General features: G+C 36.6%; 18 protein-coding genes. 6 read left to right on the forward strand and 12 right to left on the reverse strand.

Annotated features, from left to right (window positions below):
* Positions 1-25: 25 nt before the first annotated feature.
* The 3 genes from NST02_RS17235 to NST02_RS17245 all read right to left on the reverse strand — a co-directional run bounded on the left by NST02_RS17235 (position 26) and on the right by NST02_RS17245 (position 1998).
* Entirely contained in the window at positions 26-820 is a 795-nt protein-coding gene (locus NST02_RS17235; RefSeq protein ID WP_095310088.1) for an NAD kinase, read from the reverse strand.
* Positions 821-901: 81 nt separating this feature from the next.
* Positions 902-1540, reverse strand: coding sequence for a GTP pyrophosphokinase (locus tag NST02_RS17240; protein WP_095310086.1), 639 nt, complete (start codon positions 1538-1540; stop codon positions 902-904).
* Between the two features lie 89 nt (positions 1541-1629).
* Entirely contained in the window at positions 1630-1998 is a 369-nt protein-coding gene (locus tag NST02_RS17245) for a UPF0738 family protein (RefSeq protein WP_095310084.1), read from the reverse strand.
* A 123-nt stretch (positions 1999-2121) separates the two neighbouring features.
* Here NST02_RS17245 and NST02_RS17250 point away from each other — a divergent pair, with 123 nt between their 5' ends.
* The 5 genes from NST02_RS17250 to NST02_RS17270 all read left to right on the forward strand — a co-directional run bounded on the left by NST02_RS17250 (position 2122) and on the right by NST02_RS17270 (position 5895).
* On the forward strand, positions 2122-2715 hold the full coding sequence (locus NST02_RS17250; protein ID WP_095310082.1) for a CYTH domain-containing protein: 594 nt from the start codon (positions 2122-2124) through the stop codon (positions 2713-2715).
* Between the two features lie 14 nt (positions 2716-2729).
* Positions 2730-3350, forward strand: a complete 621-nt coding sequence (locus NST02_RS17255; protein WP_095310145.1) for a lytic transglycosylase domain-containing protein — start codon at positions 2730-2732, stop codon at positions 3348-3350.
* Between the two features lie 767 nt (positions 3351-4117).
* Positions 4118-4522: a globin domain-containing protein gene (locus NST02_RS17260; RefSeq protein ID WP_095310080.1), complete on the forward strand. Its 405-nt coding sequence runs from the start codon at positions 4118-4120 to the stop codon at positions 4520-4522.
* Entirely contained in the window at positions 4519-5391 is an 873-nt protein-coding gene (locus tag NST02_RS17265) for a ClpXP adapter SpxH family protein (RefSeq protein ID WP_095310078.1), read from the forward strand. Before NST02_RS17260 ends, NST02_RS17265 begins: the two co-directional genes overlap by 4 nt.
* A 330-nt stretch (positions 5392-5721) precedes the next feature.
* A complete protein-coding gene (locus NST02_RS17270; protein WP_170211177.1) occupies positions 5722-5895 on the forward strand; it encodes a hypothetical protein in 174 nt (57 codons plus the stop codon).
* A gap of 152 nt (positions 5896-6047) precedes the next feature.
* Here NST02_RS17270 and pepF read toward each other — a convergent pair whose 3' ends face one another.
* The 6 genes from pepF to NST02_RS17300 all read right to left on the reverse strand — a co-directional run bounded on the left by pepF (position 6048) and on the right by NST02_RS17300 (position 13635).
* Positions 6048-7865, reverse strand: coding sequence for an oligoendopeptidase F (gene pepF / locus NST02_RS17275; protein ID WP_137742698.1), 1818 nt, complete (start codon positions 7863-7865; stop codon positions 6048-6050).
* 106 nt (positions 7866-7971) lie between these two features.
* Entirely contained in the window at positions 7972-9171 is a 1200-nt protein-coding gene (locus tag NST02_RS17280) for a competence protein CoiA (protein WP_095310074.1), read from the reverse strand.
* Positions 9172-9390: 219 nt separating this feature from the next.
* Entirely contained in the window at positions 9391-10902 is a 1512-nt protein-coding gene (gene cls, locus NST02_RS17285; RefSeq protein WP_137742697.1) for a cardiolipin synthase, read from the reverse strand.
* Between the two features lie 130 nt (positions 10903-11032).
* On the reverse strand, positions 11033-11698 hold the full coding sequence (gene mecA, locus NST02_RS17290; RefSeq protein ID WP_095310070.1) for an adaptor protein MecA: 666 nt from the start codon (positions 11696-11698) through the stop codon (positions 11033-11035).
* Positions 11699-12335: 637 nt separating this feature from the next.
* Positions 12336-12731 carry a transcriptional regulator SpxA gene (gene spxA, locus NST02_RS17295; RefSeq protein ID WP_137742696.1) on the reverse strand — a complete coding sequence of 132 codons (396 nt, stop codon included), beginning with the start codon at positions 12729-12731 and terminating at the stop codon, positions 12336-12338.
* A gap of 328 nt (positions 12732-13059) precedes the next feature.
* A complete protein-coding gene (locus NST02_RS17300; protein ID WP_137742695.1) occupies positions 13060-13635 on the reverse strand; it encodes a GNAT family N-acetyltransferase in 576 nt (191 codons plus the stop codon).
* A 189-nt stretch (positions 13636-13824) separates the two neighbouring features.
* On the opposite strand from NST02_RS17300, the gene NST02_RS17305 reads away from it, so the two are divergent.
* The gene (locus NST02_RS17305; protein WP_095310064.1) at positions 13825-14010 is read left to right on the forward strand and encodes a hypothetical protein; all 186 of its coding nucleotides are present in this window, start codon (positions 13825-13827) and stop codon (positions 14008-14010) included.
* Between the two features lie 87 nt (positions 14011-14097).
* Here NST02_RS17305 and NST02_RS17310 read toward each other — a convergent pair whose 3' ends face one another.
* The 3 genes from NST02_RS17310 to NST02_RS17320 all read right to left on the reverse strand — a co-directional run bounded on the left by NST02_RS17310 (position 14098) and on the right by NST02_RS17320 (position 17559).
* Positions 14098-15303 (reverse strand): putative glycoside hydrolase, encoded by a 1206-nt coding sequence (locus tag NST02_RS17310; RefSeq protein ID WP_137742694.1) that lies wholly within the window; start codon positions 15301-15303, stop codon positions 14098-14100.
* 269 nt (positions 15304-15572) lie between these two features.
* On the reverse strand, positions 15573-16514 hold the full coding sequence (locus tag NST02_RS17315; protein WP_137742693.1) for an ABC transporter ATP-binding protein: 942 nt from the start codon (positions 16512-16514) through the stop codon (positions 15573-15575).
* A 1-nt stretch (position 16515) separates the two neighbouring features.
* Positions 16516-17559 (reverse strand): ABC transporter ATP-binding protein, encoded by a 1044-nt coding sequence (locus tag NST02_RS17320; RefSeq protein ID WP_137742692.1) that lies wholly within the window; start codon positions 17557-17559, stop codon positions 16516-16518.
* Positions 17560-17579: the final 20 nt, after the last annotated feature.

The raw sequence follows: 17579 nt of genomic DNA on the forward strand, positions 1-17579 counted from the left end.
CGCTATATCCAGCAATAGCATTTCCTTATTCTGAAATAAATGAGTCGCGCACTCTTTTCCAAAACGGAAACGGTCTGAATCTCGCAAAGCGAATTTTCTCGTCGGCAACTCGGAATTGAATCGATTTTACATCTTTATGGAGCAATGTTAAATGATCCACTGTTATCTGAAAATCCGCTCCGTTAACAGGCTTTAACATGCATGTATGGTGAGCAGGCAAAACAAGTGGAGACCCGACAGTACGAAAAACCCGATTATTAATCGAAGCCATTTCCGCAAGCTGTATGGCTTGAATTGATGGGTGTAAAATCGCGCCTCCCAACGCTTTATTGTAGGCAGTACTTCCCGATGGAGTGGACAAGCAAAGACCATCTCCGCGAAAACGTTCAAAATGCTGTCCTCGTATTTCTACATCCATCACTAACGTTGCATCGACACTTTTTACTGTCGATTCATTCAATGCTAAATAACGATTTTCTTTCCCACCATGCGAATATCGAATAATTACTTCAAGCAAAGGATATTCCACCACTTGAAATGGTGTTTTCGCAATGGCAATGACCAGTTTTTCGATTTCATCTGGAAGCCAATCGGCATAAAATCCTAGATGGCCGGTATGAACTCCAACAAATGCGGTCTTATGCAAACGACTTTTATAGCGATGAAAGGCATATAGCAAAGTCCCATCCCCACCGACAGAAATAACGATGTCAGGATTATCCTCGTCATAAACAAGCTTGAAATCAAGTAAATAGGATCTCATTTTGTGCATCAATGTATTTGATTTTGAATCCCCTTTTGAGGTAATGGCAAAGTTCATAATTACTGGCTCCTCTTTCTGTAGGCTTATTCTTAAGAGCGTTCACAACAAGCTTTCGTCAATTATTTTGTTCAATTGCTTTCATCGTTTCCCATCCTGCTTCAGTTCTTTCTTTCTAGTAAAGAAAGCTTGTGCTTCCTGAATTTCTCCACGAATTAGGGACATTTCTTCATCCAATCGAAAAGCAGCCTCAGCTGCTCTTTGTAACCGGAGAAGAATGTCATCTGGAAATTGACCTTTATACTTATAATTTAAAGAATGTTCGATTGTCGCCCAAAAATTCATGGCTAGTGTTCTAATTTGAATTTCAACAAGAATCTTCTTTTCGCCTGAAATCATTTGAACTGGATAACGAATGACAACATGATAAGAACGATAACCGCTTGCTTTTTTATGAGAAATATAATTTCGCTCCTCTACAATTTCAAAATCATTTCGTTTCCGCAGCAGTTCAACAACCAACTCAATATCATCAACAAACTGACACATCATTCTTAACCCGGCTATATCCTGCATTTCCGTATCCAATTTATCTAATGGGATTCCCTTCTGGTTCGCCTTATCAAGAATACTGGCAATGGGCTTTACTCTTCCTGTTACAAATTCAATTGGTGAATGATTTGAATTTAAGTCGAATTGTCCCCGCATACCCTTTAATTTAATTTTTAATTCGTCAACCGCTTGCTTATAAGGTGCTAAAAACTGATCCCAATGCTTCACTGTACGTCTCACCTCATCCGATATTTTCTTTCTCCGGAGTGATGGATTGGTCACTCCTTTCTCTAATTGACGGATGGAAGAATAGAAACTTAAAAAAGCGCTTCTACCTTCGTGACCATTGTTTCACCATAATTGCCATTCCCTTTAATATTTTCAATAAGATATTCCAATTCATCAACAAAAGATGGCAGCTCACATTGACCGGCATCATTTTTCAAAAAGACCGGCAATCCCTCTGCCAAACTATCTTTTAATAAATTCCATAGCTCTTCTTTCATCACTAAATATGTATATTGCTCATTTTTTTCAAGCAAATAGATGAAGGAAACATCATCGGAATCGACGAGCATTTGACCTAAAGGCTTGAAATCCGCAATCTTAATTTCTTTTTCAACAATTAAATGAAGCTCTTTTTCTTTTGTAATGGTTGCACTGACCACATTCATTTTTTCTCTCATATTTTCAACTCCTATACAATCATATTCTATCACAAACGAACATTTATCACATAATCGATCAGTTCCAAAGCAACGAGGAAAAGTGGTATTCTTAACATAACCCCGATTAGAAAGGTGAAGTTAATGTCACAAAATATAGAAATTGAATTTAAAAATCTTTTAACAGAAACAGAATTTATCCGTTTAAGAAACTTCTTTCACATAGACGAATCCATGTTTACAAGCCAAGATAACCATTATTTTGATACTCAGCAATTTTTATTAAAAGAAAAAGGCTGCGCACTTAGAGTTCGCTTTAAAAATGACAAATACGAGTTAACGTTAAAAGAACCCCATTCAGAAGGTTTGCTGGAAACCAATCAAGCCCTCAATGTAAAGGAAGCGGAGGAAATTTTGGATAGACATTATGTCATTGCCGGTCCAGTGCAGGAAAGATTACGTTCTTTAAATATCCCTCTCGAACAATTAACACTTTTTGGCACACTCACCACTAAGAGAGCGGAGACGAAATTTCAGAACGGTATCATTGTTTTAGATTATAGTACCTATTTAAATCAAAGCGATTATGAGTTAGAATATGAAGTAGATGATTATCAATTGGGCAAGGAAAACTTTGAAAAACTACTGAAGCAGCTAGAAATTCCTCAAAGACCTACTGATAATAAGATTCGCCGCTTTTACCAAGCAAAGTATATCGATTACAACGGAAATCCTTGAGGTGAATGATTATGATGAACGTGGAACAGTTAAAGATTATGCTTCAGCTTCAAGCACTGCAAAACTTTAATAATTCGCCATCCTCTTCTGGAAATTCAATTTTCCAAGAAATGATGAATGATTTTTTTGCAAATAGCCAAGAAAAGTTATTGAATGATGAATCTACTAACAATAATGAAAACTCTTTTATACCATTGCCAATGACAGCTTCACTTCCGCCAATTCAGCTCACGAAGCTTGTGCAATCAACATCTGAAAAAACAAACTATGATGAGCTGATTGAAGAGGCCGCCAACAAATATAATCTTCCAGTTGAATTAATTAAATCAGTTATTAAACAGGAATCTAACTTTAATGCCAATGCAGTGAGTTCAGCCGGTGCGTCCGGTCTAATGCAATTAATGCCAGGAACAGCAAAACAACTTGGCGTTTCAAACATTTTTGATCCGAGGGAAAATATCCTGGGCGGCAGCAAATATTTACGGCAAATGCTTGATAAATACAATAACAATATTGAGCTCGCATTAGCAGCTTATAATGCCGGTCCTGGAAATGTTGATAAGTACGGCGGCATTCCCCCATTTAAAGAAACGCAAAACTACGTAAAGAGAATCACAAGTCAATTTTTAGCATAAAATAACGACCACCTGTTATCACTCGTAGTTTTAGGCTGCATGCAAATGCAGCCTTTTTTATTTAGGCTTTGTTTATCTGCCGTGATGATTTTGGCTCATTTCGTATAAAGCTAGAGCTTCACACGAAATGAGCCAAAAATCGCGTTATCAACGAAGTTGTTTATTTGAAAAAAATGGACAAGAAATCAATAAGAAATGCTTACGATTTCCACAACTGGAGCAGAAGGTGCTTACTCCCAGGGGATTGCTGTTACAATCAAAAGGCATGCTTTGCTGAATACTTTAGTGATTCAACCGAAAATTTGAAAGAATCGCTTTCCTCCCTCTTTCTGCCAACCGGCCTCCGCAGGATCTTTGGCTTTGGCTTTGGCATTAAGCGTAAAATCAACAATTTTATCGCTACTCACGCTACCTTTTTCTACAAACTTACCAGCCTTGATTTCAAGGCTATTTTTTTGAACCTTGATTTATCATAAATCCTTAAACGATTTCTTTCTCTTTCCATTATCGCTTTAAGCCAATTGTTTGAGATATGACAAACTCATTGATAAAATAAAGTAAGCTTGTAAAATGAATAGTGCAATTGACACCTATCTTTTCTCATTGCCTTATGTTATTGAACATTTGCTCTTAACAAACTGCAACTAGGAAAGTAGAATTATACAAAATTAATTTTGGCATTCCATGGCATTGATTGCTGTTTTCGGAAGTCGTCTTCATTCTATATTATCAGGCGTTTAAGCCAAAATTAAAAGGAGTTTTTCAATATGGAACATATGCCTACACCGTTCGAAGCAATTGGAGAAGAAAAATTAGCTCAACTCATTGATGCATTTTATCGCAGAGTGGAGCAGCATCCAGAATTGGCACCCATTTTTCCTGCTGATCTTTCTGAAACAGCACGAAAACAAAAACAATTTATGACACAATTTTTAGGTGGGCCACCTATATATACAGAGGAGCATGGGCATCCTATGCTGCGAGCAAGGCATATGCCATTTCAAATTACGGAATCAAGAGCAAAGGCTTGGTTAGCTTGTATGAAAGAAGCCATGGACGAAGTCGGACTTGATGGTATGATTCGTGAAGCGTTTTTCTCTAGACTTGTGTTAACTGCACAGCATATGATTAACAGCCCTGAAAAGGAAGACATGAAAGGTGAAGACTTGTGAACGAAAAAACTTTTACATCATCCAATTCTCATCATTGTCATGGCGCCGAAAAGAAACCAATTGAAATCTATATGTTCATTGACCCATTATGTCCTGAATGCTGGGCTCTTGAACCCATTCTAAAAAAATTACAAATTGAGTACGGACGTTATTTTTCAATAAAGCATGTCTTAAGCGGTCGCCTTGCCATGCTCAACTTAAATAAAAAACAGCATTATGAAAACATTGCAGAGCTTTGGGAAAAAACTGCCACAAGAACAGGAATGTCTTGCGATGGTTCATTATGGTTTGAGAATCCAATCTCCTCTCCCCATATCGTCTCGGTTGCCATTAAGGCAGCTGAGCTACAAGGAAGAAGAGCTGGAATTCGTTTCTTAAGAAAAGTGCAGGAGTGTCTTTTTTTAGAGAAACAAAATATTTCTGAGCTTGATGTACTGGAGGAATGCGCCGAGGAAGCAGGTTTAGATGTGGAGGAATTTATTTCCGATATTCATTCAGACAGTGCAGCAAAAGCTTTTCAATGTGATTTAAAAATCACCTCAGAAATGGAAGTACAAGAAATTCCCACCCTTGTTTTCTTTAACGAAAATATTGAAGAGGAAGGTATTAAGATCACGGGAGTATACCCTTATCAAGTATATGAACAAATATTGCTTGAAATGCTTCCATGTTCGCCAGAAAAATCGTATCCACCGCCAATTGAAGATTTCCTGAAATATTTCAAGCTAGTCGCATCAAAGGAAATTGCTGTCGTTTACAGCATGTCGATTCAAGAAGTGGAAAAGGAAATGAAAAAATTAAAACTTAAGCAATTAGTTGAGAAACTCCCAGCAAAATACGGTGTTTTTTGGCGGTATGTTTCAAAATAAAGAAAGATTATTTAAAGGAAAAGACCGTGTAAACTTAATGTTTACACGGTCTTTTCCTATATAAAACGAACAAAGGGGATGGGAGAAATTTTTCACGGTCAAACAAGGGGTATGTTTGCTTGTGATTAACTTCACGATATAAATATAACACGCATTCGCCTATTCAACAATAAGATTGTGTCTCATTTCACAATATTGTCAAAAACTAAGTATATATTTTCATTTTAACGAATATGTTTTAGTAAACGGGAGAATTCCACTCCCATTAAAGATACTCTTAGTACCCAAATTCTCGCTTAAAATCAATTACATATGTAGGGGAGTTTCACTGTGAAAAAAGTACAAGTTTCACTTATGCTTTTATTTATTCTAATTGCCTTCTTTTTTAATATTCTCGGACTTATGGATTTAGTCTCCATCTTTATTACTGCCCCAATCTTGTTTATTTCCTTATTAATTTTTATTATTTATTTAAATGAACGTAACCGTTTTCGGGGCTTTTAGTTAAAAATTTGTTCTGTATCACGTAATTCTCGTGTAGCTCAGAAACAAGCATCTCATTCATCGGTCTTCGCGCCTTTTACCGGCTCTAAGTTACATCAGAATTTTTTCATTCAAAAAGGAGATGGCTGCACTTCGGCCATCCCCTTTTCTTATTATCCCAATAAATTTTCCATTTCATTCAGCTTTTCTTCAAACACCTTCAAAGCTTCTTCAATCGGCTCTGAGCTTGTCATGTCAACTCCAGCCTTCTTTAAGACTTCAATCGGATAGTCTGAGCTTCCAGACTTCAAGAACTCAATATAGCGTTCGACGGCTGGTTGTCCCTCTTCTAATATTTGCTTGCTTAAAGCAGTTGCAGCACTAAAGCCTGTTGCATATTGATATACATAATAATTGTAATAAAAATGTGGAATTCTTGACCACTCTAAACCAATCTCCTCATCAATTACCATGTTTTCACTGCCGAAATACTTAACATTTAAATTATAGTATTCCTGTGTCAACAGCTCTGCTGTTAAAGGCTCATTATTTTGTGCTTTTTGATGAATTAAATGTTCAAATTCGGCAAACATCGTTTGACGGAAAACAGTACCTCTAAAGCCTTCTAAATAATGATTTAATAAATATAATCTCTTTTGCTCATCATCGATCGTTTTTAACAAATAGTCATTCAAAAGATTTTCATTACAAGTAGATGCTACCTCGGCAACAAAGATGGAGTAATCTCCGTATGGAAAAGGCTGTGTCTTGCGAGTATAATAGCTATGAACAGAATGACCAAACTCATGAGCTAGTGTAAAAAGATTATTTACATTATCCTGCCAATTCATTAGAATGTAAGGATTTGTCCCGTACGTACCAGATGAATAGGCGCCACTGCGCTTCCCTTTATTTTCATGGACATCGACCCATCGATTTTCAAAACCTTCTTTAAGAACATTTAAATAATCCTCACCAAGTGGCGCAAGCCCTTTTAAAATTAACTCCTGAGCTTCCTCATAAGGAATTTCCATTTTTACTTCTTTTACTAATGGGGTAAATAAGTCATACATATGAAGCTCTTCAAGGCCGAGCACCCTTTTTCTCAGCTTCACATACCGATGAAGAAGTGGAAGATACTTATTTACTGTGTTAACAAGGTTTTCATACACCGCTTCAGGGATATTATTCGCCGCTAAAGCAGCATGTCTTGCTGAATTATAGTTACGGATTTTCGCATTAAAATTATCCTTTTTTACCTGTCCACTCAATGTGCTTGAAAACGTATTTTTGAACTTCCCATATGTTCCGTATACAGCTTTAAAAGCATCCTCGCGAACACGGCGATCTGTACTTTCAAGAAAACGGATATAGCGTCCATGCGTGACTTCGACTTCTTCACCATTTTCATCCTTAATGCTTGGAAATTCTAAATCAGCATTATTAAGCATTCCAAATGTATTGCTGGAAGCATCCATTACTTCAGAAGCCTCAGCTAAAAGGCTTTCCTGTTCCGCAGACAATACATGAGGGCGCTGTAAATTAATTTCATCCAATGCGTGTTCGTACAGCTTAAGCTCCTCTTTTTCCTCTAAAAAAGCTTGTAGCTTACCTTCCTCAATTGAAAGAAGCTCCGGAACAATGTAAGCTAGTGCACTTGCAACCTGTGAATATAATGCCTTAATACGTCCATCTAATCCTTGATAAAATGAGTTTGTCGTATCTTGGTCGTAACGCATATGGGCATATGTATACAGTTTGCTGATTCGCTCCAAAATATGATCTTGCTTTTGCAATGCTTCATATAATGTATTCGCACTTTCAGCCAACTTTCCTTGGTAGGCAGCAATCCCTGGGATCAATTCGGAAACTTCCTGGAATTCTTTCTCCCATGCCTCATCTGTTGCAAAAATATCTTCTAGTCTCCACGTATCTTCAATTTTTATTTCACTTCGTGCTGGAAGCCTCTTAACAGCAGTTTCATTCGACATAGTTCATCCTCCATTCGACAATTATTTCGCAATTCGAAAAATATTTTTTCCTCTTTATTCTATCTCAAGAAGGGGATTTTAACAAATTATAACCGCTCTCCCCATGTTAGTTATACTTGTTTGCGTTCTTGCAAAACCCCCTGTGGAAAATAATATCCTCTTGTATCCATTCCTCCATATTGTTCGCCATTTTCATCGATTTATTGATAATAAAATGATGCTTTTTCACTTTCTGTAATACGTTATTAAGCGCAAGTTGTTCCAAGTACTCTTCAATTGCAAAGGGGAGTATATTTCGCTTGATACTTGGTAAACTTCTTCTTTTTATTCTTTCTTTCTGGATTTCATGTAATACTGTCGTGTATACGTCATGAAAATAAATATTTCTTCCCTGCTCATATCCGTGAAAGTGTTTAAGAAAAATGAAGGCTTGCCAAATAAATGAAGGCGTTTCAAGGGCACAACTGTACTTAAGGGGAATTCCAACAAACGGGGGGAGATAATAAGGGTTAATCGCACTGGAGTAGAACTCTGCAAAAAAATTAGTTGTTTCTTTTGAACGTTTTCCTAAGAGCTTCATTTTATAGCGATACCTCTCTCTCAACCAATCTTTTATTGGTGGTAAATTCGAAATATTCGGTTCGAGAAAATCGTCCATTCTTTTTTCCATTAGCTGTGTTATTGAAAAGTGACAGTAAGCATTTCTTATAGAGGGAGTTAATAAGTTATCAAGTTGAATATATTGATTGGTTTGTGGGCAAAAAGCTGGAAGATAAATTTGGTGAAGATTGTTTTCTTTTAAAAATAAATAGTGAAATGAAGTCAATGATACTTTATGGGAATGTTTACGCTGAATATTTTTACCACCCAAAATCCAAAGAGGCACAATCGCTAATTTTTGATAACCTTTTGTTCTTCTCCGAAACACTTCCTCAGAAATGGGTGCACATTGAAATTCAATACAATACTGACGCTGTCCATATGTAAAGGCCAAATCTGCCCTCTGTTTTATTTCTGGATAATAGCGTTCCATTTCAACTTCAAAACCTTGCGACTTAATCCATTCATGCAATTTTAATTTTCCTGATAAATGATAATCCGATTCCCGTTCATATTCTGACAAACATTTTGAATCTTTAAGATGGGAAAAGTGATAAATACGCTTCTCCCCTAGCCTTAAAATAAGCTCCTCTCCACATGTTTGGCAATAAAACACCTCTTTTCTCCTTAATGTTTCAAGATAGTTTTTATTCATTGTTTCTGCTAATGATACTACTTGACCAGAATGAAGCTTCGCTGTCAGCACGTAACTTTCCTCTCCTTTCCCCTATAATTTTCTCTTTTTATTCAAGAAATCCTTTTCCTAAAATTGTCTATTATATGGCGATGTTGATTCATTTACAATATATCGGCAAAAATCGTATTATATCAGCGTTCTTTCAAATATATCAGCGAAAAATAAAATTTATCGGCGAAACGTAAAAATACGAACCAAAAAAAGAATCCTAAAACTTTAGGATTCCTTCTATAAAAACGGGGATAGCAGTCTTGATAACGATTCCATCAAACGATAGCCAAGATGACGGTTCTTGAATTCCTCTAAATTCAGTAAGCTCGCATCTTGCAGATCAAGTTCATATTGCTGCGCTAAATTTTTCGTGCTTCTCGTATGATAGAGAAAGGCATTCACTTCAAAGTTTAAATGGAAACTTCTCATATCCATATTTGAAGTCCCAATTGATGCGATCGAATCGTCAACGATCATTAGTTTGCTATGCATGAATCCCTTTTCATATTCATAGATTTTTACCCCTGCTTCTAAAAGCGCCGGAAAATAAGAGCGTGAAGCATGAAAAACAATGCGTTTATCCGGCTTATTTGGTACTAATAATCTCACATCAATGCCACTTAATGCCGCAATTTTTATAGCGCTAAAAATATCCTCATCAGGAATGAAATATGGAGATGCAATCCAAACTGATTTTTTTGCTGAAGTGATCATGGAAAAGAAAATATTTTTTATAACACTCCATTCATTGTCAGGACCACCTGCAATAAGCTGTACTCCACCATGATCATTCTCAATTAAAAGGGGTGATAAATATTCAGCAGTTAATAGGCTCTTCCCCGTCATGTAATACCAGTCTTGCAGAAAAATAAGCTGTAAAGAACGAACAGCCTCTCCCCTTACCCATAAATGGGTATCTCGCCAATGGCCAAAATGCCTGCTCCGTCCTAAATATTCATCACCGATGTTCAGACCCCCAACAAAGCCAATGCTTCCATCAATGACAATGATCTTTCTATGATTGCGAAAGTTAAACTTATCATTTAGAAACGGTATGTGAACGGGTCCGAATGGAATCATCTCTATCCCCGCTGCGCGCATTTCTTTTATATAGCTTTTGGAAAGCATCCAGGAACCGACAGCATCATAAAGAAAGCGGACCTTCACTCCTTCACGAACCTTTGAAATTAATATATCTTTTAGCTTCGAACCGATTTGATCATGACGGACAATATAATATTCAAGATGTATATGGTGAGTGGCTTTTTTTAAAGCATGAATAATTTCTTTGAAAGTTTCTTCACCATTGGTTAATATTCTTGTTTCTGTCCGAAAGGAAATAGGACTATTGCCTAACTTTTGAGCAAGAAAGAATAGTTTCCTTTCATCTGGCGCCATTTCCTCTACTCTTTCAACGATGGAATAATCAATGTCTCCTTCAATTTTTAAAAAAGTCTGTTTGTCCAATAAATATTTTTTCCTAAACATTTTCTCCTTGCTGTGGTTTCTGCCAAATAGTAGATAAAAAATAAATCCAAGCAACGGAAAGCTACCTAACACCACTAACCACGTTAAAGTTTGGCTTGGGTGGCGATTTTCCAAAAAAATGACAAAACCAATAAAAACGACAGAAAGAGTGATGATAATACTAGTGTAGCCTAGCAATCCGCCTTCAATATGTTCGGAAAAAAAATAATACAGCACAGATAGGATAGCTAGAAAAAAAAGGATTCTTACTGTATTTTTCAAATGCCTTCACCTCCGCTAACTCCATCCTTCATATTTTTGCCTTTATCAATACAGTCGGACATTGGATAAAAAAAGGCGAAGGAGTAAACAGGTAAAAAAATACCGATCTCATGACTGAAATCGGCAACTGTTAATTGAAATACTTTCTTAATTCTGCAAAAACATTTTCAGCTATGATAAGCTTCCCATATTCTTCAACTCGATGGAATGTCACTTGCGTTTCCACTCCATATTCAAGAAGAATGCTCAAGCAATCATCAACCTCATCCTCTTCAAACTCATCCTCATGAAATTCAATAAATAAATAATATTTCCCTTCAAAAGAATATAGTTTTGTATTTAAGGCGTCGAGAATATTACGATTTGCTAAAGCGATCAAATCTTCAAAATCATTGAAGGCGATTAAAAATTCTAATGATTCTTCTAAATCCCCATCAAGCTCAACATTTTTTGTCGTAAAATGTTGATCAAGCAGTTCTTCAATTCTGTCATCCACAGGAAGGTCCTTATACTTATCCTCTGGTATTGGAAGTTCAAATTTCTGCCCATCTTTAGATACTTGAGCCTTCGTCACAAGAACTTCAAGCCCTTTATCCAATGCTTGTACTTGAATCCAAAGCGGGCCTTCAATCATGAATTCTTCCTCTTGATGGATTTCATCCATCATTTCCCAGAATAATTCTTCACTTCGCTCCCTGTTATACCAAATTTCTTCCCGATCAAAACCTCGTTCTTCTATATCAACGTATGAAATGTAAAACTTTACTGTATGATCATTAATTCGTTCTATTTCCATCAAGTAACCTCTCCCTTCTTGCATTATTGGAAGGGAATATATACCCCCATGCAGAACATGTTACCCTTTATCCTTCATTTTAATCTTAAAAATGATATGTGACCTTGTACTTATATTTTATGATAAAAATAAGATAAAGGGAAATAAAATATGATGGAATTCTAAAAACCATTATATGCCTAGTTTTGTTCTAATAATCAATAAGAACCTCATTTGTTGTATCTTAACAAAAAAAAGGGATCCTCACAATCATTTAAGCTTATTCTTTACCATATGAATTAATTTCATAATGTACCATCGCTAATTAAAAAACGGACAATATCATGTTTAATAATCATTTATATCCGCTTTTACTCTTAAAATAATGTAAAAGTCAATGAATATTCGTTTTTTAACTTGAAGTGCGCAATTATGAAATGGACTGATATATAAGAAATTTCACAATTTCGTTTTATTTTGCCATTCTTTTATCTTTTTTGGGTGTTCGTGCCGTTAAGACTTATTATAACCTTTAAGGGAAAACAAAATAAGCCAACCGATGAAAATCTGAGCGGTTCCCCTGTGCTAGACAAAAGGTTGAGCCAAACCTATCATAAATAAGAAAAAAACCTTCGATCCATTGATCGAAGGTTACTTGTTAGTTAACAAGACGCCGAGCCTCTTGAAGTTGAAATGTCCGAACCTTTCTTGGTAGGAAACGGCGAATTTCATCCTCATTATAGCCTACTTGAAGACGCTTTTCGTCAATAATGATTGGACGTCTAAGCAGACCAGGATTATCCTTAATGAGCTCCAATAAATTTTGAAGTGGCATTGTTTCCAAATTCACATTCAATTTTTGGAATGTTTTTGATCGCGTTGAAATTATTTCATCTGTTCCATCCTCAGTCATACGAAGAATTTCTTTAATTTCTTCTATCGTCAAAGGTTCGGAAAAAACATTGCGCTCTTGATAAGGAATTTCATGCTCTTCAAGCCAAGCCTTTGCTTTTCGGCAAGATGTGCAACTAGGTGAAGTGTATAATGTAACCATTTTATTTCACACTCCTTCAATTTCGACAAAATCGAAAAATCTATATTAGATTCATTCTCATTTGAGTACTAAATTAAAATTACTATAAATAAGTAATTTCTATTGTTTTATTATACACCAATGTTGACTAAAAAGGTATAGTTTTTTGCGGAATACAGAGAATGTTTTTTTGGCAAAGCCTGTTTTATAGCACTCTTTATATAAGACGAATGAGTCGCAGAAAAGTTTCACTTTTTACCCAAAATCGTTAATTTTTTTTCACCCGAGATTTTAGTACGATTTCGTTTTTGATCTATAATTCTCAATTAAATTGATGAATTGAAAAAAATTATAAATCCTTTAACATGTCCTCTCTGTCACTATCCTCTTGAAACGTTAATACCTCCTCTACAGGTTGATAGGAAGAGCCGTAAATTTCTTGATCCTTGTAAGTGTGAATCTGGTCATACGTTTTACGCATCGCCTCATAAATCTTTTCTTCACTTTCACCGCTCGGAGTCCAATATAAGATTTCCATCTCATTTATTTCTTCTGTAGCAAGGGAGCGTCTTCGGTATCCAATCGATTGGGCATGTTGAAATCCTTCTCTTTTATAGAAACGCAATCGCTTCTCAGAATCACTGTCTTCATAATCAACAGGCTCAACTTCAAGTATAATCGGTTTTTCTTTACGCTTTAATTTTTCAAGCAGTTCATGTCCCAATCCTTGACCTCTCGCATCCTTTGACACGAATAAGTAGTCAATAAAGACAAAATAATCAAACTCAGCATACATCAAAACATGGTGCGGACCTTCATCCTTATGATAAACATCTGAGCGTTCCTGCAATAACGTCTCCATATGCTTCTTCGATTTCATTTCTTCAATCGGGAAATACTGATTGAGCTTTTCATACCAGTGCATGGTTCATCTCCTTTACTTCGTACAAATTGTTTCTTTTTAAACTTCCCTATTATTTTCCTATTAAACCAATTTTATTACGGTTATCTTATAATTTTCCCTTTTCTTCAATATGATCTTCTTTTACAATGAGGGTAGGGGATAATTATAGTTTGTATGAAAAATTTTTGAAACAAATATGGGGGGTTAACCATGCCAGGGTACATAATGGACTTAACAATTGTTGCTGTTCTCATTATTGGAATAACGGCGTTGATGGGAGTTCTCTTAAATGGAATCGGTACTAAAGTGTTCGGTGGTAAAAACAAATCGGAGTTCGTTGATAAATCTGAAAAAATTCAAACCGGCTGGAAAAGTGTCGGCGGATTTAAGAAATAATTGAATCACAAAAAATGGCAGGTGTTTACATGAACACCTGCCACCATTATTTATCTCGCTACCAGTCCCTGCCGCATCCCGAAAAAATTAACGCCCTGGAGTATAGTCCACATTCTTACTATAGGTATTACCAGCATTCCATAAAAGAAACTCATTGATACCATGATCATTTAAAGCCTTTATTTGTGCTTCAACCTCGGCCTTTCCATATTTTTTATAGTTTCCTTTACCCAACCAAGTGGCTGTAAAATCTTGAAGCCATGGTCTGGATATCGGAGGATTTTCAAGACTAGATAAAATATTGGATTCCAGCTTGGCATACTCAGAGACGAGCTTGTACGGCTCCAAATCAGGTTTGCTAATACCAAAATAAGAAGTCCAATGACTGGGATAAATCATCGAAGAGATGACATCAATATGCTCGCTTATTTTTGAGAAATTTTGTCCAATTCCTGGGGCTTCAGGCAATGTTGCCGTATATCCAAAAATATCGACTGAAACCTTAACCCCGTATGGTTCAAGTTGCTTTTTGGCATAGGCGATAAAATCGGTAACTGCTTGTACCCTTTTTTGCGTGTCATCTTCCTGTAATTTCTCATAATTGCCCATTGAATAATGCAATTTCTTATCTCTTGTTTCAAAACCCTCCGGAAAACGAACATAATCAAATTGAATTTCTTGGAAGCCCATCTTTGCAGCTTCTATTGCAATTTCAACATTATAATCCCAAACCTCTTGTAAAAACGGATTGACAAAGGATTCTCCACGCCCATTCACCCATACATTAGAACCACTCTTAAAAGATAGGCCAGGCTTTGCCGTTGCTAAAACTGTATCCTTAAAGACGACGATGCGGGCAATCGGATAAATTTTCTTTTCCTCCAATGTTTTTAACATTTGCGTTGGGTTTTTTATATAATTCTTTCCAATATTTTTATATGATGAAGAGTTATCAGGAATGTACGTAAGATTCCCCCAATCATCTTTTATATCAATGACCATCGAATTTAAATCAGTGTTCTCAATCAGTTTAATCAATTGCTTAAATTTTTCACTTCCAGCAGAATGCCCTGTAACATATATACCTCTTACAGCATCCGGATATTCGAACTGAAAACCGCTTTGATACTTAAAGCGCTTCATTTCGCTTGGTAAATCTTTCAGTAAAGAGATATGTTCACGCAGTGACTGTAACTTCGGTTGTTGCGCTTTTTTGTCGGGTGCAGCGAAAGCACTAGTTCCAAAAATAAAGGTAATTATAGTAAAAACAAAAACAGTACGAAGAAATTTCATAAATATCCCCTTTTCCCCGCTAACTTTGGATAAACAGGGCTCTTATACTATTTTAACGTTTCTTTGCCCTTAAATCTATCTGACTTTTTTCGATTAACATTTTGTAAAGAACCCGATAATCCCCATTAAATAGCTTTCTTACTGATGTACAAAACCAAAAGATATTCGACTAAAAAGAAAAAGGAGTCAAATTAAATCCCTTTCGCCCCAATGATTAGCAACTAAAAAAACATTGTGGAGAGAATTAACTATGACTCGATTTCCTTTTATTATTTTGCATATTGAGCTTTATACTGTTCCCATTCCTTAAGCGAACATTGAACAAAATGTCCAGGCTTTATTTCACGGAATTGGACATCGTCACCTTCAGTATATTGATGAACGCTTGGATTATATGTTTTTCGTTTACGATTGCGCTCATAATTTGGATCTGGCAACGGAATTGCTGACAATAAAGATTGTGTATATGGATGAATCGGGTTTTGATAAAGTTCGTCGGCTGGAGCTAGCTCGACTAATTTTCCAAAATACATAACACCGATTCGATCGCTTATATATTTGACCATGGAAAGATCATGGGCAATGAATAAATAGGTAAGTCCTTTTTCTTTTTGCAGCTTTTTCATTAAATTAACGACCTGTGCTTGAATTGAGACATCGAGTGCAGAAATTGGTTCGTCTGCAATAATAAATTCAGGTTCTACAGCAAGGGCACGAGCAATTCCGATACGCTGCCTCTGACCGCCTGAAAATTCATGGGGATAACGATTCGCATGTTCTTTATTCAAACCAACAGTTTCTAATAATTCCACAACTCGTCTCTTGCGCTCTTCTTTTGATTTAGCTAGGCCATGAATATCAATACCTTCCGCAATGATATCAGACACTTTCATCCTCGGGTTTAAAGATGCTTGTGGATCTTGGAAAATCATCTGCATTTTTCGATTGAATTCTTTTAATTCAGCCTTTGATTTTTTTCCATGAACATTGACGCCATCAAAGATCACTTCTCCATCTGTCGCATCGTAAAGGCGGATAATCGTTCTTCCTGTAGTTGACTTTCCACAACCAGATTCTCCCACTAGTCCTAACGTTTCACCACGATAAATATCAAAAGAGATGTCATTCACCGCTCTTACCTCATTAGCTTTGCCAATGTTGAAATACTGCTTTAAATTTTTAATTTCTACTAATTTTTCAGTCGTCGCCATTTTAGTTACCCTCCTTCATTTCAAGGAATTCACGTTGACGCCTTTTCACCGCTGGAGGCGGCTCTACTTTTGGAGCGTCTGGATGCAGCAGCCATGTCGCCGCATAGTGCGTATCAGATACCTTGAACATAGGCGGTTGCTTTTCTAAGTCGATTTTCATGGCGTAAGCATTACGCGGTGCAAATGCATCTCCTTTTGGTGGATGGAGCAAATCAGGTGGAGTACCCGGAATGGCATACAGTTCTTCATCATCCGAATCAAGTGTTGGCATGGAACTAATTAAGCCCCAAGTATACGGATGTTGAGGATTATAAAAAATCTCATCAACTGTTCCGATTTCAACAATTTTTCCGCCGTACATAACTGCCACACGATCTGCAACATTTGCTACAACACCGAGATCATGGGTAATGAAAATAATCGATGTATCAATTTTCTTCTGTAAATCCTTCATCAATTCCAAAATTTGTGCTTGGATCGTAACATCTAACGCTGTTGTCGGCTCGTCCGCGATCAGTACCTTCGGATTACAAGCAAGAGCAATCGCAATAACAACACGCTGACGCATTCCACCTGAGAATTGATGCGGGTATTGCTCAAAACGCACTTCTGGATTGGGGATCCCAACCAGATCAAGGATTTCAATCGCCCGCTTTTTCGCTGCCGACTTACTAAGCTTTTGATGCTTGATAATCGGCTCAATAATTTGTTTTCCAATTTTCATCGTTGGGTTTAAAGATGTCATCGGATCCTGAAAAATCATGGAAATTTCTTTTCCGCGTATCTTCTGCATTGCCTTATCAGAAAGCTTTGCGAGATCCTTTCCACCAAAAAGAATTTCTCCCGTTTTTATTTCAGAGTTGGATTCTGGCAATAAACGCATGAGCGCTTTTGTTGTAACTGATTTACCGGATCCAGACTCACCAACAATTGCTAATGTTTCACCCTTCAACAGATCAAAATTCACTCCACGAATAGCTTGTACCTCTCCACCGAATGTGTGAAATGAAATGTGCAAATCCTTAACCTCTAAAATCTTTTCCATTTTCTTTTCACCTACCTTTT

Source organism: Robertmurraya sp. FSL W8-0741 (genome assembly GCF_038004005.1).
GTDB classification, from domain to species: domain Bacteria; phylum Bacillota; class Bacilli; order Bacillales; family Cytobacillaceae; genus Robertmurraya; species Robertmurraya siralis.